The 25,901-nt window shown below is 68.1% G+C and carries 24 protein-coding genes; 6 read left to right on the top strand and 18 right to left on the bottom strand.

Annotation, left to right across the window (positions count from 1 at the left end):
* Positions 1-23 precede the first annotated feature (23 nt).
* The 3 genes from JNK84_RS16995 (at position 24) to dapE (ending at position 2,173) form a co-directional block, all read left to right on the top strand.
* Positions 24-491, top strand: a complete 468-nt coding sequence (locus JNK84_RS16995) for a DUF805 domain-containing protein (RefSeq protein ID WP_293425863.1) — start codon at positions 24-26, stop codon at positions 489-491.
* An 84-nt stretch (positions 492-575) separates the two neighbouring features.
* Complete coding sequence (locus tag JNK84_RS16990; RefSeq protein ID WP_293425862.1) at positions 576-1,016, top strand: DUF805 domain-containing protein; 441 nt, start codon at positions 576-578, stop codon at positions 1,014-1,016.
* On the top strand, positions 1,013-2,173 hold the full coding sequence (gene dapE / locus JNK84_RS16985) for a succinyl-diaminopimelate desuccinylase (protein ID WP_293425861.1): 1,161 nt from the start codon (positions 1,013-1,015) through the stop codon (positions 2,171-2,173). Before JNK84_RS16990 ends, dapE begins: the two co-directional genes overlap by 4 nt.
* Here the strand turns inward: dapE and truA are convergent.
* From truA to JNK84_RS16965, 4 genes are read right to left on the bottom strand one after another with little or no spacing between them, the layout of a single operon-like run.
* Positions 2,158-2,955 (bottom strand): tRNA pseudouridine(38-40) synthase TruA, encoded by a 798-nt coding sequence (gene truA / locus JNK84_RS16980; protein ID WP_293425860.1) that lies wholly within the window; start codon positions 2,953-2,955, stop codon positions 2,158-2,160. The genes dapE and truA overlap by 16 nt on opposite strands.
* A 15-nt stretch (positions 2,956-2,970) precedes the next feature.
* Positions 2,971-3,903, bottom strand: a complete 933-nt coding sequence (gene fmt / locus JNK84_RS16975) for a methionyl-tRNA formyltransferase (RefSeq protein ID WP_293425859.1) — start codon at positions 3,901-3,903, stop codon at positions 2,971-2,973.
* The gene (gene def / locus JNK84_RS16970; RefSeq protein ID WP_293425858.1) at positions 3,900-4,418 is read right to left on the bottom strand and encodes a peptide deformylase; all 519 of its coding nucleotides are present in this window, start codon (positions 4,416-4,418) and stop codon (positions 3,900-3,902) included. The genes fmt and def overlap by 4 nt, the downstream gene beginning before the upstream one ends.
* Positions 4,419-4,477: 59 nt before the next feature.
* On the bottom strand, positions 4,478-4,963 hold the full coding sequence (locus tag JNK84_RS16965; protein WP_441343259.1) for a MarR family winged helix-turn-helix transcriptional regulator: 486 nt from the start codon (positions 4,961-4,963) through the stop codon (positions 4,478-4,480).
* A 207-nt stretch (positions 4,964-5,170) separates the two neighbouring features.
* Between JNK84_RS16965 and JNK84_RS16960 the strand changes: the two genes are divergently transcribed.
* Genes JNK84_RS16960 through JNK84_RS16950 form a run of 3 tightly spaced genes read left to right on the top strand, consistent with a single transcriptional unit; the run spans position 5,171 to position 8,681 of the window.
* On the top strand, positions 5,171-6,211 hold the full coding sequence (locus tag JNK84_RS16960; protein WP_293425857.1) for a branched-chain amino acid ABC transporter permease: 1,041 nt from the start codon (positions 5,171-5,173) through the stop codon (positions 6,209-6,211).
* Positions 6,208-7,971, top strand: a complete 1,764-nt coding sequence (locus JNK84_RS16955) for a branched-chain amino acid ABC transporter ATP-binding protein/permease (protein WP_441343258.1) — start codon at positions 6,208-6,210, stop codon at positions 7,969-7,971. The genes JNK84_RS16960 and JNK84_RS16955 overlap by 4 nt, the downstream gene beginning before the upstream one ends.
* Complete coding sequence (locus tag JNK84_RS16950) at positions 7,968-8,681, top strand: ABC transporter ATP-binding protein (protein WP_293425855.1); 714 nt, start codon at positions 7,968-7,970, stop codon at positions 8,679-8,681. The genes JNK84_RS16955 and JNK84_RS16950 overlap by 4 nt, the downstream gene beginning before the upstream one ends.
* Positions 8,682-9,245: 564 nt before the next feature.
* Here the strand turns inward: JNK84_RS16950 and pobA are convergent.
* The 14 genes from pobA to JNK84_RS16880 form a co-directional block, all read right to left on the bottom strand.
* Entirely contained in the window at positions 9,246-10,418 is a 1,173-nt protein-coding gene (pobA, locus tag JNK84_RS16945; RefSeq protein WP_293425854.1) for a 4-hydroxybenzoate 3-monooxygenase, read from the bottom strand.
* A gap of 61 nt (positions 10,419-10,479) precedes the next feature.
* Positions 10,480-11,640 (bottom strand): ABC transporter substrate-binding protein, encoded by a 1,161-nt coding sequence (locus JNK84_RS16940; RefSeq protein WP_293425853.1) that lies wholly within the window; start codon positions 11,638-11,640, stop codon positions 10,480-10,482.
* Positions 11,641-11,726: 86 nt separating this feature from the next.
* A complete protein-coding gene (locus JNK84_RS16935) occupies positions 11,727-13,586 on the bottom strand; it encodes a feruloyl-CoA synthase (RefSeq protein ID WP_293425852.1) in 1,860 nt (619 codons plus the stop codon).
* Positions 13,587-13,647: 61 nt separating this feature from the next.
* Positions 13,648-14,445 (bottom strand): crotonase/enoyl-CoA hydratase family protein, encoded by a 798-nt coding sequence (locus JNK84_RS16930; RefSeq protein WP_293425851.1) that lies wholly within the window; start codon positions 14,443-14,445, stop codon positions 13,648-13,650.
* Between the two features lie 192 nt (positions 14,446-14,637).
* The gene (locus tag JNK84_RS16925) at positions 14,638-15,429 is read right to left on the bottom strand and encodes an ABC transporter ATP-binding protein (protein WP_293425850.1); all 792 of its coding nucleotides are present in this window, start codon (positions 15,427-15,429) and stop codon (positions 14,638-14,640) included.
* Between the two features lie 62 nt (positions 15,430-15,491).
* Positions 15,492-16,757, bottom strand: coding sequence for an ABC transporter substrate-binding protein (locus tag JNK84_RS16920; protein WP_293425849.1), 1,266 nt, complete (start codon positions 16,755-16,757; stop codon positions 15,492-15,494).
* Between the two features lie 40 nt (positions 16,758-16,797).
* Entirely contained in the window at positions 16,798-17,871 is a 1,074-nt protein-coding gene (locus JNK84_RS16915) for a branched-chain amino acid ABC transporter permease (RefSeq protein ID WP_293425848.1), read from the bottom strand.
* Between the two features lie 7 nt (positions 17,872-17,878).
* Positions 17,879-18,766 carry a branched-chain amino acid ABC transporter permease gene (locus JNK84_RS16910; RefSeq protein ID WP_293425847.1) on the bottom strand — a complete coding sequence of 296 codons (888 nt, stop codon included), beginning with the start codon at positions 18,764-18,766 and terminating at the stop codon, positions 17,879-17,881.
* A complete protein-coding gene (locus JNK84_RS16905; protein ID WP_293425846.1) occupies positions 18,766-20,715 on the bottom strand; it encodes an AMP-dependent synthetase/ligase in 1,950 nt (649 codons plus the stop codon). Before JNK84_RS16905 ends, JNK84_RS16910 begins: the two co-directional genes overlap by 1 nt.
* Positions 20,712-21,557, bottom strand: coding sequence for an ABC transporter ATP-binding protein (locus tag JNK84_RS16900; RefSeq protein WP_293425845.1), 846 nt, complete (start codon positions 21,555-21,557; stop codon positions 20,712-20,714). The genes JNK84_RS16905 and JNK84_RS16900 overlap by 4 nt, the downstream gene beginning before the upstream one ends.
* A gap of 7 nt (positions 21,558-21,564) precedes the next feature.
* Positions 21,565-23,172, bottom strand: coding sequence for an acyl-CoA carboxylase subunit beta (locus JNK84_RS16895; protein WP_293425844.1), 1,608 nt, complete (start codon positions 23,170-23,172; stop codon positions 21,565-21,567).
* A 1-nt stretch (position 23,173) separates the two neighbouring features.
* On the bottom strand, positions 23,174-23,671 hold the full coding sequence (locus tag JNK84_RS16890) for an acetyl-CoA carboxylase biotin carboxyl carrier protein subunit (protein ID WP_293425843.1): 498 nt from the start codon (positions 23,669-23,671) through the stop codon (positions 23,174-23,176).
* Positions 23,671-25,152, bottom strand: coding sequence for an acetyl-CoA carboxylase biotin carboxylase subunit (locus tag JNK84_RS16885; protein ID WP_293425842.1), 1,482 nt, complete (start codon positions 25,150-25,152; stop codon positions 23,671-23,673). The genes JNK84_RS16890 and JNK84_RS16885 overlap by 1 nt, the downstream gene beginning before the upstream one ends.
* Positions 25,149-25,757: a TetR/AcrR family transcriptional regulator gene (locus JNK84_RS16880; RefSeq protein WP_293425841.1), complete on the bottom strand. Its 609-nt coding sequence runs from the start codon at positions 25,755-25,757 to the stop codon at positions 25,149-25,151. The genes JNK84_RS16885 and JNK84_RS16880 overlap by 4 nt, the downstream gene beginning before the upstream one ends.
* Between the last annotated feature and the right edge of the window lie 144 nt (positions 25,758-25,901).

Genomic DNA, 25,901 nt, shown 5'->3' with positions numbered 1-25,901 from the left:
GGCGCGGGCAAGGGCGGCCGGCCATGGCGCGGATCGACTGGACCGACCGGCAGATCTGGCTGGAGCCCGGCGCCTGGTCCTACCTGTTCCTGTCCTTCGAGGGGCGCATCCCCCGCCTGCCGTTCTGGGGGGGGGCGGTGGTGCTCAACGTCTTTGCCTATATCGGCGACCGCCTCGCCATGGATTTCGGCGGCCACCCCGCCGCCGCCGTGGTGGGGCTCGCCTTCCTCTATCCCTCGCTCGCGCTGTCGATCAAACGCGCGCATGACCGCGGCCATTCCGACCTCTATCTCCTGTTCTTCTTCCTGCCGGCCTTCCTCGTCAGCTTCCTGCAGGTGCTCGGCTACATGGATTCGCAGGGGCCGATGGGGCCGGTCCTGTTCATCCTCGGCCTGTGGGTGCTCGCGGCGCTGATCGCTCTGGTCATCGATCTCGGCCTGATGCGCGGCGAGGAGGGTTCCAATCGTTACGGGCCGGACCCCCTTCAGTGACACGCCGCTGAAACCTTCGGCGTTGACGAGGTAATCCGATGCCCGCCAGTGTCTGGCGGGGCGACTGAACGATCGGAGACTGCAATGCAATTCATGGGTATCGACTTCCAGAAGCTTCTGCTCACCGTTGACGGCCGCATCGGCCGGCAGACTTTCTGGATCGGTTTCGCCGCGCTGATCGTGGCCGGCATGCTCAATGGCCTGATCATCGGCTCGATCAGCCTGATTCTCGCGACGCTCGTCAGCCTCGCCCTCGCGGTGCCGGCCTATTGCGTGTCGATCAAGCGCTCCAACGATCGCGGCCATCCCCAGATGTTCGTCCAGGGCTTCTTCATCGCGTCGATCGCCTTCCAGGTCCTGACCCTGACCGGCATTTTCGGCTTCCTCGGCTATTTCATCGCCGGCCTGTTCGGTCTGGTCATCGGCGCCGCCGCCATCTGGCTGCTGATCGATCTTGGCGCGCTGGAAGGCACCAAGGGCGCGAACGCCTACGGCCCCGATCCCCTCGAGACGGTTCAGGCATGAGTGCAGATCCGGTCGCGCTGACGCGCGCCCTCGTCCAGTGCCCGTCGGTCACGCCTGAGGAGGGCGGCGCTCTCGCCGCCCTCGAGGCCGTTCTGCGGCCGGCGGGCTTCGCCGTCGAGCGCGTGACCTTCTCCGAGCCCGGCACGCCGGACGTCGAGAACCTCTACGCCCGCATCGGCGTGGAGGCGCCCTATCTCCTGTTCGCCGGCCATACCGACGTCGTCCCGCCGGGCGATGCCGGGCGGTGGAGCCACGGCCCCTTCGCCGGCGAGATATCAGGCGGCGAACTCTATGGCCGCGGCACGGTGGACATGAAGGGCGGCATTGCCTGTTTCCTCGCCGCCGCCCTCGATCATCTCGCCGCGAACGGCGGCAGGCCGAAGGGCTCGATCGGCTTCCTGATCACCGGCGACGAGGAAGGCCCTTCCGTCAACGGCACGGTCAAGCTCCTGGAATGGGCGCATGGGCGCGGCGAGCGCTTCGACCACTGCATCGTCGGCGAGCCCAGCAACCCGGAGGCGCTCGGCGACATGATCAAGATCGGCCGGCGCGGCTCGCTCTCGGCCATCGTCACCGTCGAGGGCCGGCAGGGCCACGTTGCCTATCCCGATCGCGCGGCCAATCCCATTCCCGTTCTTGTCGATATTCTCGCCCGGCTCACGGCGAAGCCGCTCGATGCCGGCAATGCGCATTTCCAGCCATCGAACATCGAGATCACCTCGGTCGATGTCGGCAATGCCGCGACCAACGTCATCCCGCAGAGGGCGGTGGGGCGGTTCAACATCCGCTTCAACGACGAGCATACGCTGGATGGGCTGAAGAGCTGGATCGAGGGCGTGGCTGCGGCCTGCGCGAAGCCCGGCATCGCGCCGTCCGTCGCCTATGCCCGCGGCAATTCGCAGAGCTTCATCACCAAGCCCGGCCCCTTCGTGGAGATGATCGCGGCAACCATCGCCGAGGTCGCCGGCCGGCGGCCGGAGCTCTCGACCTCCGGCGGCACGTCGGATGCGCGCTTCATCAAGGACTATTGCCCGGTCATCGAGTTCGGCCTCGTCGGCCAGACCATGCATGCCGTGGACGAGCGCGTGCCGGTCGCCGACCTCGTCGCGCTGACCGCCATCTATCGCCGGATCATCGACCGCTATTTTGGCGCCTGACCGCTCTCCGGAGCATCCGCCAGCGGCACCCACGTCGCCGGATAGTCCACCTGCGTCAGGTAGAGCGCATGCGGCGGGCCGACCGTTCCGCAGGCCTTGCGGTCGCGCGCCTCCAGCGCCTCGGCGACATCGGCGGCGGTCCAGAGGCCCTCGCCGGCGAGCTTGATCGTCCCGACCATCGACCGCACCTGATTGTGCAGGAACGAGCGCGCATCGAGCCGGCACTCGATGCCTGTTTCCGTCCGGGTAATGTCGAAGCGGTCGAGGTTCTTCACCGGCGATTTCGCCTGGCACTCGGTCGAGCGGAACGTCGTGAAATCGTGCCGGCCGACCAGCACGCTCGCCGCCTCCTGCATGCGCGCGACGTCGAGCGGCTTCGGCGACCACCACGCGCGTTTGCGGTCCAGCGTCAGCGGCGGCCGGCGGTCGATGATCCGGTAGAGATAGTGCCGCCTGACCGCCGAGAAGCGCGCGTCGAACGCGTCCGGCATCTTCTCGGCGGCGACCACCGCGATGGCGTCGTCCTTGAGATAGCGGTTGGTCGCGTCGCGCACGACCCGGTTCGGCCAGTCGCGCGACAGGTCGACATGGGCGACCTGTCCGGTCGCATGGACGCCGGCATCGGTGCGTCCCGCTCCGGCGACCGTCACCGCCTCGCCGGAGAATTCCGCGATGGCGCGGGCAAGCTCGCCCTGCACGGACTTGCCGAAGCTCGCCCCCTGCATCTGCCAGCCGATATAGGGCTCGCCGTCATATTCGATGGTCAGCTTGTAGCGCGGCATCGGAGCGTTTTCCGGCTAGCCGAGGATCGTGCCGGGGCCGATCTTCGCACCGTTGAGGAAATCGGCGGCCTTCATCGCCTTCGATCCGGCGCGCTGCACTTCCACCAGTCGCACCGCGCCCTCCCCGCAAGCAATCGCGAGAGTGTCGTTCAGCACCGTGCCCGGCGCGCCGCTGCCCTCCGCCAGCGATGCGCGCAGCACCTTGACGCGTTCGCGGCCCTTGCCGAGATCGGCCTCGAACCACGCGCCGGGGAACGGCGACAGCCCCCTGATCCTGTTGTGAACTTCGGCCGCCGGCTTCCGCCAGTCGATGCGCGCCTCGGTCTTGTCGATCTTGGCGGCATAGGTCACGCCGTCCTCCGCCTGCGGCGAGAAGGCGAGGGAGCCCCGGTCGAGCGCGGCCAGCGCCCGCACCATCAGGTCGGCCCCGAGCACGCTCATCCGGTCGTGCAGGTCCTGCGCGGTCATGTCGGGCGTGATCGCGATGCGCTCGACCATGCCCACCGGCCCGGTGTCGAGCCCCTCGTCCATCTTCATGACCATGACGCCGGTCTCGGCGTCGCCCGCCATGATGGCGCGCTGGATCGGCGCGGCGCCCCGCCAGCGCGGCAGCAGCGAGCCATGCAGGTTGAGGCAGCCGAGGGCGGGTGCGTCCAGCACCGGCGCGGGAAGGATCAGGCCATAGGCGACGACGACGGCCACGTCGGCATTGAGCGAGGCGAAATCGGCTTGCGCCGCGGCGTCCCGCAGCGTTCGCGGCGTGAAGACCGGGATGCCGAAGCGATCGGCAAGTTTGTGGACGGGGGTCTTCTGCTCGTCCATGCCGCGACCCGCCGGCTTCGGCGCCCGCGTATAGACCGCGACCACGTCATGGCCCTGGCCGATGATCTCGGAGAGCGTCGGGACCGCGAAGTCCGGCGTTCCCATGAAGACGACGGAAAGACTCACGCCGTCGCCTCGCGCTTGGCCGCCTTGGCGTATTTCTTCATCACGCGGTCGCGCTTCAGCCGCGACAGGTGGTCGATGAACAGCACGCCGTTGAGATGGTCGAACTCGTGCTGGACGCAGGTCGCCAGCAGGCCCTCGCACATCATCTCGACCGTTTTGCCCTCGAGGTCGAGATAGCGGACCATGCATTTCGCCGGCCGCTCCACTGCCTCGTAATATTCGGGGATGGAGAGGCAGCCTTCCTCGTAGACGGAGAGTTCGTCCGAGGTCCAGGTGATCTCCGGGTTGATCAGTACGATCGGCGCCTTCGGCTCTTCCTTGCGGGCGAGGTCGATGGTGAATATCCGCTTCGGCACGGCGATCTGGATGGCCGCGAGCCCGATGCCGGGCGCCTCGTACATGGTCTCCAGCATGTCGTCGGCGAGCTTGCGCACGGCGGCGTCGACGCCGGCCACCGGCTCGGAAACGAGCTTCAGGCGGGTATCGGGAATGACGATGATCTCGCGGAGGGCCATGGGAGAGGGTCTTCGGGCGGCGGACGGAGCGCCTGAGTTAAGCGCCCGCGCCGCAAGGGTCAATCGGCAGCGGCTGGCCCCAGCAGCGCCAGCAGGCGCATGAGCTCCGCCCGCTCGGTCTCGTTCAGGCGCGCCGCGATGCGCGCCTCGTGGGCCGCGACGATGGTCCGCCCCTGCCGGAGCAGCGCCTCGCCCGCCTCGGTCAGCGCCAGTGCGTGGCTGCGCCGGTCGGTCTGCGAGCGATGCCGCCGGGCGAGCGCGCGCCGCTCGAACTCGTCCATCATGGCGACGAAGTTCGGCCGCTGGATGCCGAGCGCGGCTGCGATCTCGCGCTGGCTGCGGCCGGGATTGGCCGCGATCAGCACGAGGGCGCTGAACTGCGCCGGCTTCAGGCCGAGCGGCGCGAAGCTCGCCAGGAAGTCCTCGAAGACCTTGAGCTGGGCCCGCCGCAGCCGGTAGCCGAGAAGGCCGCCGAGCATGCCTTCCGACAGGCCGCCTGCATCCTCGCCGCTCTTCGCCGCTCTGGCCGCCGCTGCCACCGTCATGTCAGGCTCGCTCCCGTCGGGAATTGCCGTCGCGGGGACAGTTGTGCTCCCTCGCCAGATAATTATAGTTCATATCTAATTCACGCGGAAGCGCCCGATAGAGGCGAAACGCGAAAGGGAGGATGATGACCGTGACGGCCCAGCCGTTCCCTACGGACTGCGCGGCGGCGCGCCCGGCAACCCGGGCGGCGCGGGGCGGGACCGTCCATGGATAGCACGATCCTCCTGTTCCTGCTGCAGGACGGCCTGACCAATGGCGCGATCTACGCGCTGCTCGGTCTGGCGCTGGTGCTGGTCTTCGCGGTGACGCGGGTGATCTTCGTGCCGCAGGGCGAGTTCGTCGCCTATGGCGGGCTCACCTTCGCGCTGCTGGAGGCCGGCAAGCTGCCCGGCACCGCCTACATGGTCGTCGCCTTCGGGGCCGCTGCCTTCGCCATGGAGATGGTGTCGCGGCGGCGCGATCTCGGTCTCAGGGTTGTCGCGCGCGAGGCCGCCTTCAAGCTCGGCCTGCCGTTCGCCATCCTGTTCCTCGCCAAGGCAATCGTCGCGGCACAGCCGGGCGCCGCGGTCAATCTGCTGCTCACCATCGCCATCGTCGCCCCCATCGGTCCCTATCTCTACCGCGTCGCCTTCCAGCCCATCGCCGACGCCTCGGTGCTGGTCCTCCTGATCACTGCCGTCGGCGTCCACCTCGCCATGACCGGCATCGGCCTCGTCTTCTTCGGCGCCGAGGGCCTGCGCGCGCCGCCGCTCTCCTCGGCCGTCCTGCCGGTCGGTCCCATCGTCGTCACCGGCCAGAACCTCGGCATCTACGCCATCACCGCCGCGCTGATCGTTGCGCTCTACCTGTTCTTCGGCCGCACCATCACCGGCAAGGCGCTCCGCGCCACCGCCATCAACCGCATCGGCGCGCGCCTCGTCGGTATCCGCCTCGCGCTCTCCGGGCGCATCGCCTTCACGCTGGCGGCGGTCATCGGGGCGGTGTCCGGCGTGCTGATCGTGCCGATGACCACGCTCTACTACGACACCGGCTTTCTCGTCGGCCTGAAGGGTTTCGTCGCCGCCATCATCGGCGGCCTCGTCAGCTATCCGCTCACCGCGGCGGCCGCCCTCCTCGTCGGCGTCGTCGAGGCCTTCGCCTCCTTCCATGCCAGCGACTGGAAGGAGGTCATCGTCTTCACCCTGCTGCTGCCGGTGCTCCTCATCCGCTCGTGGACCGATCCGCATTCGGACGAGGAGGAGGAGTGATGCACCGCCTCACCCTTCCCCTGTTCGCTCTGGTCGTCGCGCTGATCCCACTGGTTCCCGGCGTCTCGGTGTTCTGGATCACGCTGCTCGACAATATCGGCCTCGCCTCGCTGGTGGTCATGGGCCTCGTCCTCCTCACCGGCGTCGGCGGCATGACCTCCTTCGGCCAGGCCGCCTTCTGCGGCTTCGCCGCCTACACGACCGCCGTCATGACCGCGAAGTTCGGCTGGTCGCCGTGGGCGAGCCTGCCCGTGGCGCTGGTGGTGACAGGGCTCGCCGCCGTCGTGCTCGGCCTCGTCACCGTGCGCCTCTCCGGCCATTTCCTGCCGCTGGGCACCATCGCCTGGGGCATCGCGCTCTACTATGCGTTCGGCAAGCTGGAGATCCTCGGCCGCCACGACGGCATTTCCGGCATCCCGCCGCTGTCGCTGTTCGGCTGGTCGCTGGTCGATCCGCGCGCCGCCTACTACGTCATCTGGGGCGCGGTTCTGGGGGCTGCGATCCTGACCATGAACCTGCTCGACAGCCGCACCGGCCGCGCCATCCGCGCGCTGCGCGGCGGCCGGGTGGCGGCGGAAGCCTTCGGCATCGAGCCGGCGCGCATGAAGCTCGCGGTCTTCGTCTATGCCGCGCTGCTCGCCGGCCTCTCGGGCTGGCTCTACGCCCACGTTCAGCGCGCGGTGAACCCGACGCCCTTCGGCGTCCATCCCGGCATCGAATATCTGTTCATGGCGGTGGCCGGCGGGGCGGGCCAAGTCTGGGGCGCCATTGTCGGCGCGGGCCTCGTCACCTTCCTGAAGGACGCGCTCCAGCGCATCGTGCCGGCCCTGTTCGGCACGTCGGCGCAGTACGAGACCATCGTCTTCGGCCTCCTGCTGGTCGTCATCCTGCAGGTCGCCAAGGACGGGCTCTGGCCGCGCATCGCCGGCCTGTTCCCGCCGCCGCCTCCCGCGCCGGTCGACACGGACGCCGAACCGCTGCCCGAGCCTGCGCGGGCAACCGCCGAGCCGCTTCTGGAGGTCTCCGGCGCCCGCAAGACCTTTGGCGGCCTCGTCGCCGTCAACGATGTCTCGCTGAAGGTGAAGCGCGGCGAGATCGTCGCGCTGATCGGGCCGAACGGCGCCGGCAAGAGCACCACCTTCAACCTGATCACCGGCGTCCTGCCGGCAAGCGGGGGCACCATTGCCGTCTCCGGCGAGCGCATCGACGGCGCGCGTCCGCAGGCCATCGCGGCGCGCGGCGTCGCCCGCACCTTCCAGCACGTCAAGCTGCTGCCCGAGATGAGCGTGCTCGACAATGTCGCCATCGGCGCGCATCTGCGCGGTGAGGCCGGCTTCATCAGCGGGCTGCTGCATCTCGACCGCGCCGAGGAACGGCGCATGCTGGGCGAGGCCGCCCGGCAGATCGTGCGTGTCGGCCTTGCCGAGCACATGCACAAGCCGGCGGGGTCGCTGGCGCTGGGACAGCAGCGCATCGTCGAGATCGCCCGCGCCCTCTGCCTTGCGCCGGACCTCCTGCTGCTCGACGAACCCGCGGCGGGCCTGCGCCATTTCGAGAAGGCGGCGCTCGCCGATCTCCTGCGCCAGTTGCGCGCCGAAGGCGTCGCCGTGCTGCTGGTCGAGCACGATATGGGCTTCGTCATGAGCCTCACCGATCATGTCGTGGTGCTCGATTTCGGCACCCGCATCGCCGAGGGGCCGCCCGCCGAGATCAAGCGCAACCCGGCCGTGCTCGCCGCCTATCTCGGAGCCGAGGCATGACCGCGCTCCTCGCCATCGAGGGCCTGTCCGTCGCCTATGGCCGTGTCGAGGCGGTCAGCGACGTCTCGCTCGCCGTCGCCCCCGGCGAGATCGTCACCGTCATCGGCGCCAACGGCGCCGGCAAGTCGACGCTGCTCAATGCCGCCATGGGCCTGCTGCCGGCGCGCGGCCGCATCGTTTTCGACGGCGGCGACATCGGCTCCGTCGAGGCCGAGGATCGCGTCGCGCTCGGCCTCTGCCTCGTCGCCGAGAAGCGCGAACTGTTCGGTGCCATGACGGTCGAGGACAACCTGATCCTTGGCGCCTTTCGCACCGGCCGCAGCCTCGCGGCCGAGACGCTGGCCGAGGTTTTCGCACGCTTTCCGCGCCTCAAGGAGCGCCGCGCCCAGCTCGCCGGCACGCTGTCCGGCGGCGAGCGGCAGATGCTTGCCATGGGGCGGGCGCTGATGAGCCGCCCGCGCCTCCTGATGCTCGACGAACCGAGCCTCGGCCTCGCGCCGAAAGTGGTCGCCGACATCTTCGCCATCATCCGCGATTTGCGTGCCACCGGTGTCGCCATCCTGCTGGTCGAGCAGAACGCCCGCGCCGCGCTGAACGCCGCCGACCGGGCCTATGTCATGGAGCTGGGACGCATCGGCCTGCAGGGTCCGGCCGCAGAACTCGCCAGCGATCCCCGCATTGCCGAGAGCTATCTGGGGCTTGGCGGCTGAGGGCCTGCACCGGCGACAATGCCCTTGAGACGGTCGATGCTTCGCCGGAGCCAGCCGTCGCCGTAGCGCTCGTCGTAGGACATTCGCGATCGGTCTTTGCTCCTATCGATTTCATTCCACGCGACTATGCATCCCGCGGTCATAAGCAGAAGGCCAAGACCCACGCTGGATGTGATCTCAAACATCCACGCGACCGCTGTGGCCACCGCGATGGCGGCAAGCACCAAGAATTTGAACCGAAGATGCCGCCAAAGAGAATCAAAGAAGCCCATCGATTGCTCCGCGCATCGGCACTTTAGGCTCCAATTACTACTTGACCGGTAATCCATCGGCAGAAAAACGGTGCTTCCCGTCATGGCCGGGCTTGTCCCGGCCATCCACGACTTGAACACAACGATGAAGGAAGGCGTGGATACCTGGCACGCGGCCGGGTATGACGAGGTCAATTCCGGCAGGTCGGCATCAACCCGATGATCAAGGCGTACCTGTCGAACATGCCTGAAATCTACCTGACCAGCGTTACGCTGTCAAGGATTTTGATCCTAGGTATTTATCCCGCAACCTTCAGTGCGGCAGGCCCACATAGTTTTCCGACAGGGAGGTCATCGCCGCCTGCGACGCCACCAGATAGGCGAGGTCCGCCTCCTGGATCTTCTGGTCGAACGGCGTCGCGTCGGGAAAGCGGTGCAGCATCGTGGTCATCCACCAGGAGAAGCGCACGGCCTTCCAGATGCGGTTCAGCGCGCGGTCCGAATAGCGGTCGAGCCCGTCATCGGATTTCTCGGCGTAGTGGCCGATGATCCCTTCCGACAGGTAGCGCACGTCGCTGACCGCGAGGTTCAGGCCCTTGGCGCCGGTCGGCGGCACGATATGGGCGGCATCGCCCACCAGAAACAGCCGGCCGAAGCGCAGCGGCTCGGCGACGAAGCTCCGGAGTGGCGCGATCGACTTCTCGAAGGACGGACCGGTGGTGATCTTCTCGGCCGTCTGCGGGTCCACCCGCCGTCGTACCTCGTCCCAGAAGCGCTGGTCGGACCAGTCTTCCACCTTGTCGCCGATCGGGCACTGCACGTAGTAGCGGCTGCGGGTGTTCGAGCGCATCGTACACAGTGCAAACCCACGCGGCGAATTGGCATAGACCAGCTCGTGGTCGGCCGGCGGCACCTCGGCGAGGATGCCGAGCCAGCCGAACGGATAGACCCGCTCGTAGGTGGTCAGCGCCGCCTGCGGCACGCTCTGGCGGGAGACGCCGTGGAAGCCGTCGCAGCCGGCGATGAAGTCGCAGGCGATCTCGTGGGTGACGCCGTCCTTCACATAGGTCACCCGCGGCGAGGCGCCGTCGAAATTGTGCGGCGTGACATTCTGCGCCTCGTAGATCGTCGGCGCACCCGAGGCGGCCCGCGCATCCATCAGGTCGTGGGTCACCTCGGTCTGGCCGTAGATGGTCACCGTTTTGCCGGACGAGGCCGTCAGGTCGATGCGATGCAGCTCGCCGTCGAAGGCGAGCGACAGGCCGTGATGGACGAGGCCATCGCGGTCGAGGCGTTGCCCGAGGCCGGTCTCGCGCAAGAGGTCGGTCGTGCCCTGCTCCAGCAGGCCGGCGCGCACCCGCGCCAGCACATAGTCGGCGCTGCGGTTCTCCAGAATGATCGTCTCGATCCCGGCCCTATCAAGGATATGTCCGAGCAGCAGCCCGGACGGTCCCGCGCCGATAATGGCCACCTGCACGCGCTTCATCGAAATGCCCTTGAACTCATCGCGGAAGGCGGAGCGGCGGTCGGCCGCCGCTCCGTCATTGTCAATTCACCAGCGCCCAGTTGCCGTCCTTCACCGTGATGAGGATGCGGGCGCGGTCGTCGACGCCGTAGCGGTCGGTCTCGGTGAAGTTGAACACGCCCTGGCTGGCGAGAATGTCCTTCTCGGTCAGCATGGCCTTGCGGATCGCCTCGCGGAACTCCTGCGTGCCCGGCCGCGCCGCCTTGATCGCAACCGGCACGACGCGCTCCAGCACCTTGTAGGCGTCGAAGATATGCGCGCCGAACTGGGTGCGGGTGTGCTGGCCGTATTTGCCCTCGTAGGCGGTGACATAGGCGAGGCCCGGCGCCTTCGTGGCCGCGCCGGCAGGCAGCAGTTCCGGCGCGATGACCGGGCCCGAGGCCATGATCACGCCCTCGGCCGAACGTCCCGCGATGCGGATGAAGTCGCGCGTCACCGCGCCGTGGGTCTGGTAGATCGGCCCCTGATAGCCGCGCTCGCGCAGCGCGATCTGCGGCAGTGCCGCGCCCGTGCCGGAGGCGGCGACCAGCACGGCCTGCGGCCGCAGCGAGACGATCTTCAGCGCCTGGCCGGCGACCGAGGTGTCGGCGCGGGCGTAGCGCTCGTCGGCGACGAGCTGCATGCCGCCGGGTTCGGCCTGCGCCTTGAATTCGCGCAGCCACAGGTCGCCCCACGAATCCGAGAAGCCGATCATCGCGACCGTCTTCACGTTGTTCTTCTTCATGTGCTCGAACAGGGCCTTGGCCATCAGCGCCACCGGCTGCGGCATGACCACGCTCCACTTCTGCCGCTCAGGCGGCACCGGGATCGGCGCGAAGGAGAAGTGCGGGATCTGCGCCTCGGCCGCGACATTGGACACGGCGATGCCGGGCGGGGTCGTGGACGAGCCCATCAGCACGTCGACCTTGTCCTGCGTCGCGAAGCGGCGGGCATTGGTGGTGGCGGCGGTCGGGTCGCCGGCATCGTCGAGCACGATGGGGCGGATCTTCACGCCGGCGATCTCGGTCGGCATCAGCTCGACCGAATTGCGGATCGGAATGCCCAGCGCGGCGGCCGGCCCGGTGATCGAAATGGTGATGCCGACCGTCATCTCGGCGGCCTGGCCGAAGGCGCGGCCGGAGAGCCCGGCAAGGCCCAGGGCCGTGCCGCCAAGAAGCGTGCTGCGTCGTGAAAGCGTGATCATCTGAAATCCTCCCGGGGGGTGTCGATGAGCTGCTTGCATGCAGCCCTTTGTCATTTCCGTCAGACAAGCATCCGCCGCCGCCTTTGTCATCGCCCCTCGGCGGAAATGACGCGGGCAGGGCGGGGTTCGGCATAGAGCTCCTCGACCAGGCCAGTGCGCCCGGCGATCACCGCGCGCTGGTTGACCGAGCCCTTGTCGGTCACCTCGCCCCGGTCGATGGAGAGCGGCCCGTCCAGCAGGAGGATGCGGGCGATCCGCGTGGCCGAGCCGGTGGCCGCCGCCGCGAAGGCCGTGAGCCTTTCCGCATAGAGGTCGCGCAGGGCGGCGTCGGCTGCCATGACCTTCAGGTCGGTGGTGTTCTTGAGGTGCGGGCAGGCCTCCCGCACGCCGTCGGGATCGAGGAGGACGATCCCGGCGAGGTCGTCGCGGTCGAGGCCGGCGATCACCACGTCGCGGGTCATCGGTGCGGTCGCCGCGATGAAACGCGCCCTTAAGGGGCCGACGCTGACCCACGTCCCGGTCGCGAGCTTGAAGTCCTCGGCGATGCGGCCGTCGAAATCGAAGCCGCGCGAGAAGTCCGACGGGTCGACCGGCCGCAGTGCGTCGCCGAAGCAGTAGAAGCCTTCCTCGTCGAAGGACTTGGCGGTGACATCGGGCTGGCGCCAGTAGCCGGGGGTGACGTTCGGACCCTTCACTCGCGCTTCCAGCTTGCCGCCGGACGGCACCAGTTTCAGCGCGTTGCCGGCGACCGGCAGGCCGACATGGCCGGAGCGGCTGCCCTGCGGCGTCACCGACAGCGAGAAGGGCGCGGTCTCGGTCGCGCCGAGGCCGGTCAGCATGGGCAGCCGGTGGCCGATCTCCATCACCGCGAGCTCGTCCAGCGCGCGCCAGACATGGGTCGAAAGCGAGGCGCCCGCGAAGAACAGGCATTGCAGCCGCGAGAAGAAGGTTCGCCGAAGGGCAGCGTCGGCGCGCAGATGCGCCACCAGCGACTCGTAGCCCTTCGGCACGTTGAAATAGACCGTCGGCGCGATCTCGCGCAGGTTCCTGATCGTCGCCTCGATGCCGCCGGGCACCGGCTTGCCGTCGTCGATATGGAGCGTGCCGCCATTGTAGAGCACGAGACCGTAATTGTGGTTGCCGCCGAACGTGTGGTTCCACGGCAGCCAGTCGACGATGACCGGCGGCTCCTCCTTCAGGAAGGTCAGCGTCTCGCGCAGCATGACCTGATTGGCGCAGAGCATGCGCTGGGTGTTGATCACCGCCTTGGGATTGCCGGTGGAGCCGGAGGTGAGCAGGAACTTGGCGATGGTCTCGGGGCCGACGGCGGCATGGGCCGCGTCTACGGCAGCATCGTCGATCTCGGCGGTCAGCGCGGAGACCAGCGTCGCCGAGCGACCGGACAGGCTGCCCTGACCGATCGCGACTTCCGTCCCGCCGGGCACGGCCGCCGCGATGGCCGGCGCAAAGGTCTTCGCGTCGTCCGCGAAAACGAGGCCCGGCGTCAGCAGCTCCATCACGTAGCGCAGCTTGGCGAAGTCGCTCGACACCAGCGAATAGGCCGGCGACACCGCGCAGAAGGGCACGCCCGCCATCAGCGCGCCCAGCGCTAGAAGCCCGTGACTTACCGAATTGCCCGAGAGAATGACGAGCGGCCGCTCGGCCGAGAGCCTGCGGCGTATCAGCGCTGTCGCGATGGCGCGAGCCGCCCGCAGCGCCTCGGCATAGGTGACCGGGCGCCAGCTCTCGCCCACGCGCTCGGCGATGAACACCCGGCCGGGCGTTTCGCGCGCCCAGTGCAGCAGGCGGTCGGTGATCCGGTCGGGATAGGGCGGCAGCGCCTCGCGCGGTCGCAGCAATATCGTGCCGTCCGGCCGATGCTCGACATCGACCGCCGGATCGTTGAACCGGAGCGGGCGCAGCGGATGCGCCGTCACGGCATTCATGGCGTCCTCCCTGTCCTCCTCGTGCCGCGCCTCTTGTCGGGCGCGTGCACCTTGTTCCGGTCTAGCCGGGCCTGACCTTGCCCGCCTTCTTCGCGAGGAAATCGCGCATGCGCGTCTTGGCCTCGTCGTCGCCCTGCGCCACGGCGGCCATCAGCGATTCCATCAGCAGGCCCGCCTGCGGGTCGCTGTCGGCGATGCGCGGCAGCGCCTGGATGACGGCGAAATTGGTCATCGGCGCATTGCCGGCCATCCTGGCGGCAAGCTTCTGCGCGAGGTCGAAGCCCTCGCCGGCACCGGCGAGATATTGCGAGAAGCCGAGCGGCACGCCCTCCTCGGCGGAATAGGTGCGGCCGGTGAGCATCATGTCGGCCATCCGCGCCACGCCGACGAGGCGCGGCAGGCGCACCGAGCCGCCGCCGCCGACGAAAATGCCGCGCTGGCCCTCGGGCAGGGCGTAGAACGTGCCGGTTTCCGCGACGCGCACATGGCAGGCGGCCGCCAATTCAAGACCGCCGCCGATCACCGCGCCCTTCAGCGCCGCGACCACTGGCACGGGGCCGAACTGGATACGGTCGAAGGTGCGGTGCCACATGCGCGAATGCAGCATGCCGTCGGTGACGTCGCGCTCGGTCAGTTCGGAGAGGTCGAGCCCGGCGCAGAAATGATCGCCGACGCCGTGGATGACGACCGCGGCAACGCCCTTGGGCAGCGTGGCGAAGCAGCCTTCGAGCGCGAGGACCGTCGCGTCATCCAGCGCATTGCGCTTGGCCGGCCGGTTCAGCCCGACCGTCATGACGCCGCCGCTCACCGTGATGGCGAGCGGACCTGACGCTGGCGCGGCGGCCACGGATATCGGCATGGTCCGGCTCCGGATAGCGATAACAGTTATGTTGCATAACTAAATCCGGACGGCAAGGCGCCGGAGCCTGCGGCTCGCGTGGCGGCCGCCGTTCAGGTCTCATGCTCAATGTGGAAGGGCGTGCCGCGAGTGCCCCCGGGGCGATTCCGGGGCGCGACGAAATCCGGATGCCGGCCGCGCCGAACCTCCGGCTCAGGCGAGCCAGCGCTTGCGGCGGCGATAGTGCTTCACCGCGTGGTAGTCGACCCGCTGGTGGCCGCCGAGATAGGCCTCGGCGACATCGGGATTGGCGCTCAGCACCTCGGCCGTGCCGTTCATCAGGATGCGGCCATTCTCGATCAGATAGCCGGAATGGGCGATCTCCAGCGCCGCGGTCGCGTTCTGCTCGACCAGCAGCACCGCGACGCCCTGCTCGGCGTTGATCTTCTTCACGATGTCGAAGATCTCGTCGACGAGGAACGGCGCGAGGCCGAGGCTCGGCTCGTCGAGCATCAGCAGCTTCGGCTCGGTCATCAGCGCGCGGGCGATCGCCAGCATCTGCTGCTCGCCGCCCGAGAGATAGCCGGCCTTGGCTTTGGCGCGCTGGGCAAGGCGCGGGAAGGTCGCGAACATCTGTTCGATCAGCCGGTTCACCTTGGCGCGGTCGTTGTGCATGGAGGCGGCCGCCAGCAGGTTCTCCTGCGGCGTCAGATGGCCGAACACGCGCCGGCCCTCCAGCACGTGGGCAATGCCGCGCCGGACACGGTCCGGCGGGTCGAGCGCCAGAATGTCTTCGCCGGCGAAGACGACCTCGCCGCGCGAGACCTCGCCGCGCTCGGGCTTCAGGAGGCCGCTCACCGACTTCAGCACCGTGCTCTTGCCCGCGCCGTTGGCGCCGAGCAGCGCCACCAGCCCGCGCTCGGGCACTTCGATGGAAACGCCCTTCACCGCGAGGAAGACGCGGTCATAGGCGACCTCGACATTGTTGAGCATCAGAAGCGACATGGACGGCCTTCGCTGTGGCGGAACCGGGCCGCGCGAACGCGGCCCGATCAGTCAGATGCGGCTCACTTGCCGGTGCGGCGGAACTCTTCCGAGTACTTCTTCACCTCGCCCCAGACGACGTCCTGGTTGGCCGTGAACCAGCCGGTGATAGGCACGAACTTGGTGCCGTCCCACTGGGAGATGCGGCCCTGCCCGCCGCCCTGATGGTCTTCCTTGGTGACGGTGGTGGGCGGCAGCATGCCGTCCGCCGTGAAGTTGGAAATCGAGCGCAGGCCCTCGTTGAGCCAGGCGCCGGTGATAGGGCCGTTCGGCGCCTTCTCGAACGCCTTGCGCACGCCCTCGACCATGAGCGAGGCCATCTGGACACCGTAATTGTAGTAGGCCGTGCCGATCTTGGCCTCGGGACCGGCGCCTTTGCCCTTGGCGACCACCTCGGCAAGGATGTCCTTGATCGGCTTCGGGTCGCGGCCGGAGGCGCAGGGCTCGACCTTCATCACGCCCTTCGCCGCCGCCTTGCCGACCACCTCCATGTCCGATTCCGACATCCAGACGGACGAGGACACACGGTCCATCGGCAGGCCGTTGCGGATGGCTTCGGTCATGGCGACGGTCTGGCCGACGCCGGCGCCCCAGAACATCACGAAGTCCGGGCGCGCGCGGCGCACCTGCGGCCAGATCGCCGCCTGGTCGTTGCCGGGCGGCGTATAGGGGAAGGTCACCAGCTCGAAGCCCTGGCGCTGGGCCAGAACCTGGAGGATCGGCAGCGGCTCCTTGCCGAACGGCGTGTCGATGTGGACGAAGACGATCTTCTTGCCGCGCAGGCTGCCGCCCGCGACCTTGGCGAAGTGGTCGACGATCAGGCCGGCCTGCGTCCAGTAGTTGATCGACAGCGGCAGCACATAGGGGAAGGCCGAGCCATCGGCCGCGTCCGAGCGGCCGGAAAAGGCGGTGATCAGGTTGATCTTGTCCTCCAGCGCGCGCGGCACCAGTGCGCGGGCGACCGGCGTCGACAGGGGATCGCAGAGCACCGCGCCCTCGCGCTTGCCGCGCTCATAGGCTTCGATGGCGCGCGGCAGGTCGTTGGCGTGGTCGGAAACGTCGGCCTGGATGCGGTGGCCGTTCACGCCGCCGCGCTCGTTGATCAGCGTGAAATAGTCCCGCTGGCCCTGGCTGTATTCCGAGGTCACGAACGTATAGATGCGCGTGAAGTCCTGGGCCATCGTGAAGCGGATGACCTTGTCCTGCCCGAAGGCGTGGGACGGGATCAGGGCCGGGGCGGCGAGCGTTGCCGCCGAGCCCGACACGAAGATGCGACGGTTGACTGCCATTGGGTGTTTCCTCCGCCCCGTTGTGATTTGTTGAAGGTCGTCACCGCTGGGCGTGGCGGAACGGCCAGACGAGCATGTAGTTCCTCAGATTGGAGTAGATCTTGGCGAGGCCGAGCGGCTCGTAGAGCAGGAAGCCGATGACCAGCGCGCCGTAGGCGATGAGCGGGATGTGGGCGCGCAGGTCGATGGGGATGGCGAGCCCGAACGAGGTCGCGACGAAGCCCGTCAGGTTGTTCAGCACGATCGGCGCGAACAGGATCAGCGCCGCGCCGAAGAACGGCCCGAGCACGGAGCCGAGGCCACCGACGATGACCATGGCGAGCAACTGGATCGACAGCTCGATATGGAACTGGTCCGGCGAGATGGCGCGCAGGTAGCAGACCGCGAGAACCGAGCCGACCACGCCGCCGATGAACGACGAGACCCAGAAGGCCAGCAGCTTGTACTTGAACACGCTGACGCCGAGGATCTGGGCGGCGTAGTCCTTCTCGCGCACGGCGGCCAGCGCTCGGCCGAAGCTGGTGCGGCCGACATTCAGCATGAACAGCGTGATCAGGAAACAGATGAACAGCGCGAAGTAATAGGTCTCGGTGTCGCCACGCAGGCTGATCCCGAGGAAGCGCACCGGCGGCACCTGGATGGTCGCCAGCGAGCCGCCGGAAATGGCCGGCGTCTGCGAAATGACGAAATCGACGATGTACTGCATGGCGAGCGTCGCCATGGCGAGGTAGATGCCTTTCACCCGCAGCGCCGCCGCGCCGAAGACGATGCCGATGGACGCCGACAGGAGGCCGCCGCCGATCATGGCGATCTCCAGCGGCACGCCCGCGCGCACCATATGGACCGAGCCATAGGCGCCGATGGCCATCACCGCGCCGTAGCCGAGATGGATCTGTCCCGCGCCGCCCATCAGGAGGTTGAGGCCGAGCGCGGCCGAGGTCCAGATCAGCCAGGGAATGAGGTAGCCGGCAAGGTAGAAGCGGTCGAGCAGGAAGGGCGCCGCGACCAGAATCACCAGAACGGTGACGATGAGGAAGCGGTCGAAGCCGAGGGGAAAAAGCTGCCTCTCGTCCTGGTAGCGGGTGTGGCGGATGCCGGCGCGGCGATAGAACATGGTGGCCTCACACGCGCTCGATATGCTCGCGGCCGAACAGGCCGTGAGGCTTCAGGAGAAGCGTCAGGAGGATGATCACCGAGGCGACGATATCGCGGGTGCCGCCGCCGACCAGCGGGTCGATGATGCCGGTCGCGAGGCTCTCCGCCACGCCGACGATCAGCCCCGCCAGCAGCACGCCCGGAATGGAATCGAGCCCGCCGAGAATGGCGATGGCGAGCGCCTTCACGAGCAGAAGCGACAGCGACCAGTCGACGCCCTGCGTCGCGCCCCAGAGGATGCCGGCGGAGGTCGCCATGACCGCGCCGAGGCCCCAGGCCACCGCGATGGCGCGCTCGACCCGGATGCCGACCGACCACGACGCCGTCTGGTCGTCGGCGACCGCCCGCATGACCACGCCGTAGCGCGAGTTGAAGAAGGCGAGCGACAATACGATCAGGCCGAGCGAGATGACGCCGCCAATCAGCGTCGCGCGGTTGATCAGGAGCTCGCCGAGAAACAGCGGCGCCTGCGGAATGCCGATGTCGAGGCGCTTCACCGCCGCGCCGAACACGCCGGGCATCAGGCCGCGCAGCATGATCTCGATGCCGAGCGTGAGCATGATGGTCATGATCACCGGCTGGCCGATCATGCGGCGCAGCGCGAGGCGCTCCACCATCATGCCGGCGAAGAACATGACGACCAGCGCCAGGGCGATGGCGATCCACATCGGCGCGCCGAGCCCGGCCGCGATCGCCCAGGTGACATAGCCGCCGGTCATCGCCATCGCGCCCTGCGCAAGGTTGACGAGGCCGGAGGTCTTGTAGATCAGCACAATGCCGAGCGAGACGAGGGCGTACATCAGCCCGACGAAAAGGCCGGAAACGGCGAGTTCCGCGATGAGGATATAGTCCATCAGGCCGGAACCTCCGTTATCGTCAGGGTGCGGCGGATGACGCCGCGCTCGCCGCTTTCGTAGGTGATCGTCGCGTCGTAGACGGTCTCCCGCGCATCGCTGTAGAGCGCCGCGATCAGCGGCTCGTAGGTCGTCTCGATGATGTTGCGGCGGAGCTTGCGCGTGCGCGTGATCTCGCCGTCGTCGGCATCGAAATCCTTGTGCAGGTTGACGAAGCGGCGCACCCGCAGCGTCGCCGGCTGGGTCTCGTTGACATGGGCGACGACGCTGCCGATGAGCTCCTGTACCTGAGGCTTCTGCGACAGGTCCGCATAGGAGGTATAGGAGATGCGCCGCTCCTCGGCCCAGTGGCCGACCGCCTCGAAATCGATGCAGACGATGGCGGTGAGGATGTCGCGGCCGGCCCCCAGCACAGCGACGTTGCGGATGTAAGGCGAGAACTTCAGCCGGTTCTCGATGAAGTTCGGGATGTAGCGCTCGCCGTTCGCGGTGCGCACCACTTCGCTGACGCGGCCGAGCACGATCAGGTCGCCGTCCTCGTCCAGCCGTCCGGCGTCGCCGGTATGCAGCCAGCCGTCGGCGATGGCCTTGGCCGAGGATTCCGGATCGTCGTAGTAGCCGTCGATGACCGAGGGCGAGCGGACGAGGATTTCACCCGAGTCGTCGATCCTGATCTCGACGCCCTGCATGGGACGGCCGACCGTGTGCAGCTTGACCGTGCCCTCGCTCTGGGCGGCGGTCAGCGCGCAGGTTTCGGTCTGGCCGTAGAACTGCTTGAGCCGGATGCCCAGCGCCCGGAAGAACAGGAACGTGTCCTCGCCCAGCGCCTCGCCGCCGGTGAAGGCGCGCTCGGCGCGCGCAAGGCCGAGATAGTCGCGCAGCGGCGCATAGACGAGCGCGTCGCCGACCGCGTGGACGAGGCGCTCCGGCAGCGTCGGGCTGCCGCCTGCGAGGCGCTTCTTCTCCAGCGCCACGGCGCGCGGCATGAACGTGTCGAACAGCTTCCGCTTCAGCGGCGTGGAGTTCTTGATGCCGACCTGGATGCGGGTCAGCATCTGGTCCCAGGCGCGCGGCGCCGCAAGATAGAAGGTCGGCGAGACCTCGCGCAGGTCGTGGAGCACCGTTTCCTGCCGCTCGGGGATGTTGATGGTCGCGGTCAGCATCAGTCCCGCGCCGAGCGTGAAGACGAAGTCGCCGACCCAGGCCGTGGGCAGATAGGCGAACAGTTCCTCGTGCTGGTGGAAATAGCCCGAGGCGGCCGCGTTCAGCACGCCGCGCGTGACGTTGCGGTGGCGCAGCGGGATGCCCTTGGGCTGGCCGGTCGTGCCGGATGAATGCAGCAGCACGGTAATGTCGTCGGCACCCGGGCGTCCCACCAGTTCCGCGACCAGACCGGGCTCCCGCTGCAGGCGCGCGCGGCCTTCCGCGATCAGCGCCTCGATGGAGAGAATGCCATCGTCCCCGTAGGCGGCGAGACCGCGCTCGTCGTCATAGGCGATGGTGGTCGGCCGGCCGATCTTGCCGCGCAGTTCCAGCAGCTTGTCGACCTGCTCCTGATCCTCGGCGAAGGCGACGGTCGGCGCGCCGTGGCGTGTGGCGGCGATCAGCTCGTCCAGCGGAATGTCGGGATAGCAGGGCGAGGGATAGGCGCGCAGCATGTTCGCGGCCATCATCGCGTAGTAGAGGCGCGGGCGGTTGTCGCCGATCACAGTGAGAGCGGCGCCGGCTTTCAGCCCACGCGCTTCGAGGCCGGCGGCGATGGCGGCCGTCTCCTCCAGCACCTCGACCCAAGTCTGTTCCTGCCAGACGCCGTACTTGCGCTCGCGGAACGCGACCCGGCCGCCGAACTCGGCGGCGTTGCGGGCGAGCGCCGCGACGAGCGTCGCCGGCTGGCCGTCCTGCATCTTCGGCCAGGCGATGGCGGCGGGCGGTGTCGCGTGCGCGGTCATGACGCCACCGCCTGCTGCTGGTGGCGCTTGGCGGCGCGCTCGCCGAGATAGGCGGAGACCACCTTCGGATGCGCGATGGCCTCCTGCGGCGGACCCTCCGAAATGATCTCGCCGTAGCTCAGCACCACGACGCGGTCGCAGATGGCGGTCACCACGTCCATGTGGTGCTCGATGATAAGGATGGTGACGCCGCGCTCCTCACGGGCATCGAGGATGAAGCGCGCGATATATTCCTTCTCCTCCTGGTTCATGCCGGCCATGGGCTCGTCGAGGATCAGGAAGCGCGGCTCGGCGACCAGTGCGCGGGCAAGCTCCACCCGCTTCTGCAGGCCGAGCGGGATGACATCCACGGGCTCGTCGCGGATGTCCTGGAGCTGCATGAACTCGATGACCTCCTCGACGATGCGGCGGTTGGCGAGTTCCTCCCTCTGCGCCCACCACCAGTAGAACAGCGTGCCCAGCGCCGAGGGGTGCATGTGGGTGTGGCGGCCGATCAGGATGTTGTCGAGCACGCTCATGCCCTTGAACAGGGCGAGGTTCTGGAAGGTGCGCGCGACGCCCTTGCGGGCGATGAGGTGGGGCGCGACATGCGTGATGTTCTCGCCGAACAGCGTCACCGTCCCGGCCTCCGGCGGATAGAAGCCGGTGACGACGTTGACGAGGGTCGTCTTGCCCGAGCCGTTCGGGCCGACGAGGCCGAAGATCTCACCCTCGCGGACGTTCAGCGTCGCGCCCTTCAGCGCCTTCAGGCCGCCGAAGGAGCGCTCGATGGCGTCGCAGGCAAGGACGACGGGACGATCCGCAAGGGAATGGCTGGACGTCGGTGTGCCGTTTGTGGTCATCGCGCCCTCACATCCTGAAGACGCCGTAATGGGGATCGCCGCCCGGCGCGTTGAGCGCGGCCGAAAGGGTGATCGCCAGTGCGTTGCGGGTATCGACGGGGTCGAGAATGCCGTCGTCCCAGATCTCCGAGGTCGAGTAATAGGCGCTCGACTGCCGCCGGTACTCCTCCAGGATCGGTTCGCGGATGGCGGCGATGCCGGCCGCGTCCAGCTTCTCGCCGTGGCGGGCGAGCTGGCGCAGCTTGATGTCGGCGAGCACGTTGGAGGCCTGCTCGGCGCCCATCACCGAAATCTGGCTCTGCGGCCACATGAACAGGAAGCGCGGATCGAAGGCGCGGCCGGACATGCCGTAATTGCCGGCGCCGAACGAGCCGTTGACGACGACGGTGATCTTCGGAACCTCGAGGCCGGCCACCGCCATGATCATCTTGGCGCCGTCCTTGGTGATGCCGCGATGCTCGTAGTCGCGGCCGACCATGTAGCCGGTGATGTTCTGCAGGAACAGGATCGGCGTCTTCTTCTGGTCGCAGAGCTGCATGAAATGCGCGCCCTTGAGCGTGGAGTCGTTGAACAGGACTCCGTTATTGGCCAGGATTCCGACAGGACAACCCCAGACATTGGCGAATCCGCAGATGAGGCTGGTGCCATAGGCCGGCTGGTATTCGTGGAAGCGCGAGCCATCGACGATGCGGGCGATCACCTCGCGCATGTCGAACTGCACCTTGATGTCGCGCGGAATGATCCCGTAGAGCTCGGCCGGGTCGTAGGCCGGCGGCTCAGGCGCGGCCCATTCCACGGCTGCCTTGGCGCGCTTCGGGAAGGTGCCGACGATTTCGCGCGCGATGGCGATGGCGTGCCGCTCGTTGGTCGCGGGATAGTCGGCGGTACCGGAAATGCGGGTGTGGACGTCGGCGCCGCCGAGTTCCTCGACGGTGACCTCCTCGCCGGTCGCTGCCTTCACCAGCGGCGGGCCGCCGAGGAAGATCGCGCCCGTGCCCTTGACGATGACATTGTATTCGGAGAGCGCCGGCACATAGGCCCCGCCCGCCGTGCAATGGCCGAGTACGATGGCGACCTGCGGAATGCCCATCTTCGACAGGATCGCCTGATTGCGGAAAATGCGCCCGGCGAGATAGCGGTCGCCGAAGAGTTCGGCCTGCAGCGGCAGGAAGCCGCCGGCGCTGTCGCAGAGATGCACCACCGGCAGGCGGTTCTCGATGGCGATGTCGAGCGTCCGGACGATCTTCTTCACCGAGAGCGGATACCAGGCGCCGCCCTTCACGCTGGCATCGTCGGCGTGGATGATCACTTCGCGGCCGGAGACGATGCCGATGCCGGAGACGATGCCGGCGCCGGGAACGTCGCCCTCATAGGCCTGGTTGGCCGCAAGCGTCGACAGTTCCAGGAACGGCGTGCCGGGGTCGAGCAGCGCCTCGATCCGGTCGCGCACGAACATCTTGTTTTGCCGCGCGAGGCGATCGAGGTCGCGCTGTGGGCGCTCGCGGCGCGCGCGATCCTGAGCCGATTTCAGGCCAGCGGCGAGGCCGCGATTGTGCGCGACGTTGGCGGTAAACTCCGCCGAGCGCGTATCGATGGACGAGACGATCCGGCGCATGTCAGGCCGCCTCCGCCGCAAGGGTTACGAGAACCGCGTCGCGGTCGAAGCTCTGGCCGGCCGAAACATGGATGTCGGCGACGACGCCGTCGTGCCAGGCGCGGATGGTGGTCTCCAGCTTCATGCTCTCGATGACGACGAGCGCATCGCCGGTCGCGACCTTCTGCCCGGCGGTCACATCGATCCGCACGACGGTGCCCGGCATGGGCGCGCGCGCGACATCCGCGCCGCTGCCCGCATCGCCATCGGCGAAGCGTCGCGCGGGATCGAGATGGCGCAGCATGTAATTGCCGCCGGCCACGTGGACATGAATGGTCTCGCCGTCGAGGACGACAAGCGCCTTCTCGGTGAGGCCGTCGATGTCGAGCACCGCATCGGAACCACGCTTGGCCAGAGCGACACGCGCTTCGCCTGCGTCGCCATGCAGCCGGTAGGTGTCGCCGTCCCGCGCGAGCCAGACCTCGGTCTCGATGCCGCCGATCTCGAAGGCGTGGCGCATCAGTTCCTCCACCCGCCCATGGCGGCATATAGCGGCGGCACGGCATCCGCGCCGTCGCGGATCGCGCGCGTCGCCAGCGCCGCGATGGCCACGAGCCTGCGGCGCAGGTCGGGAGCGATCTCCGGATCGGCGGCAAGCGCGGGATTGGCGTCGAGCCAGCCGGTATGAACTTCGCCAGCGGCGAAGGCGGGATCGGCGACGAGCCGGTCGAGAAAGCCGATATTGGTCTCGCAGCCGAGCAGGGCGAAGTCGGCCAGCGCCTTGCGCGCCCGCGCGATGGCCTCGCCCCGGTCCGGCGCGTGGACGATCAGCTTCGCGAGCATGGGGTCGAAATTGGTGGTGACGCGCTGGCCCTCGGCGATGCCGATATCGACGCGCACGCCCTCACCGGACGGAAGCCGCAGCGCCAGCACCGAGCCGGTCGTCGGCGTGAAGCCGCGTGATGCCGACTCGGCATAGATGCGCAGCTCGATGGAATGGCCGTTCGACCGGATGTCGTTCTGCGCGAAGGTCAGCCTTTCGCCGGCCGCCACGCGCAGCTGCGCTTCGACCAGGTCGATGCCTGTGACCATTTCGGTCACCGGGTGCTCGACCTGCAGGCGCGTGTTCATCTCGAGGAAGTAGAACTCGCCGCGGCCGTAGATGAACTCGACCGTGCCGGCATTGCGATAGCCGGCCGCGCGGGCAATGCCGGCCGCCGCATCGCAGATGCGCCGGCGCTCGTCGGCGCTGAGGCCGGGCGAGGGCGTCTCCTCGACGATCTTCTGGAAGCGCCGCTGGACCGAGCACTCGCGTTCGCCGAGATGGACGACGGTGCCGTGGGCATCGCCCATCACCTGCACCTCGATGTGGCGCGGCTGCTCGACGAAGCGCTCGACATAGAGCCGGCCGTCGCCGAAATAGCGCTCGCCCTCGCTGCGTGCCTGCGCGATCTCCTGTTCGAGCACCGCCATGTCGCGGACGATGCGCATGCCCTTGCCGCCACCGCCGGCGGACGGCTTGACCAGCAGCGGGGCGCCGAGTGCGCGGGCGCGCGCCACGAACGTCGCGGGATCATCGTCCTCGATCGCCGATGGCGCGACGGGAAAGCCCTTGTTCGCGACGAAGGCGCGGGCGCGCACCTTGTCGCCCATCAGGTCGATGGCCTCCGGCGTCGGGCCGACGAAGGCGATGCCCGCCTGCGCGACCGCGCGCGCGAAGGCCGCATTCTCCGACAAAAACCCGTAGCCGGGATGGATGGCGCCTGCGCCGGTCTTGCGCGCGGCGTCGATGATCTGCGCGCCGTCGAGATAGGCGGCGACGCCGGTCTTGCCGTGGATCGGAACGACGACATCAGCGGCCGCCGTCGCGGGCGATCCGTGGTCGGCCTCATGGGCGACGACGACGGTGCGCAGCCCCAGCCGCTTCGCCGTGCGGATGATCCTGAGCGCGATCTCGCCGCGATTGGCGACCAGCAGCGCATCGAAGGGAAGGGCGCTCATTGGCCGGTCCTTTCCGGTCGCGCCATCAGGCCGTAGCGCAGCAACTCGACCAGGCCCCCGGCGGTGGCGTCGATGTCGAGGGGGCGGCCATTCACGGCGGCCCAGGTGCGGTGCTCGATGGCGCCGAAGATCACGTCGCGCACGAGGCGCATCTCGATGTCCGCGCGCACCTCGCCCTTGGCGATTCCGCTTTCGATGATGCCCACGAGGATCGACGTGTAACGCCGGTTGAGCTGCTGCACGGGCGAGCCCTGATAGTCGGCGGCCGTCCGTACTTCCGAAATGAACAGGCGGCAGGCGTCGGTATCGTGGACGAAGGCCTCGATATGCCGATGGATGATGTCGTGCAGGCGTTCCTCGAAGGGGGCATCGCGCGCGGCAATGGCTTCGAGGTCGACCATGGTGCGCTCGTAGAACTCGGTCAGCACCGCGTTCAGGAGATCGCGCTTGCTCGCGAAGTAGCGATAGACGAGGCCGTCGGAGACGCGCGCCGCGCGGGCGATGTCGGCAATGGATGTGCCCTCGAAGCCGCCCTTGGCGAAGGCTCCGCGCGCCGCGGCAAGGATCGAGTCGCGCCGATCCTGCATCTTCTGAGCGCTGATCACGGGCATGCGCGTGCAGCAAGCGCGGTGGTGCCGCGCTCCTCCCTGTCCGTTGCGTTCCTCCTCGGCTGCGCCTCTGTCGAATGCCTTCCTCGCGAAAGGCCCGGGCGCTTGCCAAGATGGGAATACTGAATATCATTCACTGAA

The sequence above is a fragment of the Phreatobacter sp. genome, assembly GCF_016793595.1.
Lineage (GTDB): Bacteria > Pseudomonadota > Alphaproteobacteria > Rhizobiales > Phreatobacteraceae > Phreatobacter.
This window is presented reverse-complemented; position numbering and strand designations above follow the sequence as displayed.

Excerpts from the sequence above, each read along its gene's own strand:
- JNK84_RS16995 (WP_293425863.1), top strand. The coding sequence starts at position 24 with ATGGCGCGGATCGACTGGACCGACCGGCAGATCTGGCTGGAGCCCGGC.
- JNK84_RS16895 (WP_293425844.1), bottom strand. The coding sequence starts at position 23,172 with ATGCGCCGGATCGTCTCGTCCATCGATACGCGCTCGGCGGAGTTTACC.
- JNK84_RS16960 (WP_293425857.1), top strand. The coding sequence starts at position 5,171 with ATGGATAGCACGATCCTCCTGTTCCTGCTGCAGGACGGCCTGACCAAT.
- JNK84_RS16915 (WP_293425848.1), bottom strand. The coding sequence starts at position 17,871 with ATGTTCTATCGCCGCGCCGGCATCCGCCACACCCGCTACCAGGACGAG.
- dapE (WP_293425861.1), top strand. The coding sequence starts at position 1,013 with ATGAGTGCAGATCCGGTCGCGCTGACGCGCGCCCTCGTCCAGTGCCCG.
- JNK84_RS16925 (WP_293425850.1), bottom strand. The coding sequence starts at position 15,429 with ATGTCGCTTCTGATGCTCAACAATGTCGAGGTCGCCTATGACCGCGTC.
- JNK84_RS16990 (WP_293425862.1), top strand. The coding sequence starts at position 576 with ATGCAATTCATGGGTATCGACTTCCAGAAGCTTCTGCTCACCGTTGAC.
- JNK84_RS16920 (WP_293425849.1), bottom strand. The coding sequence starts at position 16,757 with ATGGCAGTCAACCGTCGCATCTTCGTGTCGGGCTCGGCGGCAACGCTC.
- truA (WP_293425860.1), bottom strand. The coding sequence starts at position 2,955 with ATGCCGCGCTACAAGCTGACCATCGAATATGACGGCGAGCCCTATATC.
- JNK84_RS16935 (WP_293425852.1), bottom strand. The coding sequence starts at position 13,586 with ATGAATGCCGTGACGGCGCATCCGCTGCGCCCGCTCCGGTTCAACGAT.
- JNK84_RS16885 (WP_293425842.1), bottom strand. The coding sequence starts at position 25,152 with ATGAGCGCCCTTCCCTTCGATGCGCTGCTGGTCGCCAATCGCGGCGAG.
- JNK84_RS16940 (WP_293425853.1), bottom strand. The coding sequence starts at position 11,640 with ATGATCACGCTTTCACGACGCAGCACGCTTCTTGGCGGCACGGCCCTG.
- def (WP_293425858.1), bottom strand. The coding sequence starts at position 4,418 with ATGGCCCTCCGCGAGATCATCGTCATTCCCGATACCCGCCTGAAGCTC.
- JNK84_RS16965 (WP_441343259.1), bottom strand. The coding sequence starts at position 4,963 with ATGACGGTGGCAGCGGCGGCCAGAGCGGCGAAGAGCGGCGAGGATGCA.
- JNK84_RS16930 (WP_293425851.1), bottom strand. The coding sequence starts at position 14,445 with ATGCCGATATCCGTGGCCGCCGCGCCAGCGTCAGGTCCGCTCGCCATC.
- JNK84_RS16890 (WP_293425843.1), bottom strand. The coding sequence starts at position 23,671 with ATGCGCCACGCCTTCGAGATCGGCGGCATCGAGACCGAGGTCTGGCTC.
- JNK84_RS16950 (WP_293425855.1), top strand. The coding sequence starts at position 7,968 with ATGACCGCGCTCCTCGCCATCGAGGGCCTGTCCGTCGCCTATGGCCGT.
- JNK84_RS16900 (WP_293425845.1), bottom strand. The coding sequence starts at position 21,557 with ATGACCACAAACGGCACACCGACGTCCAGCCATTCCCTTGCGGATCGT.
- pobA (WP_293425854.1), bottom strand. The coding sequence starts at position 10,418 with ATGAAGCGCGTGCAGGTGGCCATTATCGGCGCGGGACCGTCCGGGCTG.
- JNK84_RS16905 (WP_293425846.1), bottom strand. The coding sequence starts at position 20,715 with ATGACCGCGCACGCGACACCGCCCGCCGCCATCGCCTGGCCGAAGATG.
- JNK84_RS16910 (WP_293425847.1), bottom strand. The coding sequence starts at position 18,766 with ATGGACTATATCCTCATCGCGGAACTCGCCGTTTCCGGCCTTTTCGTC.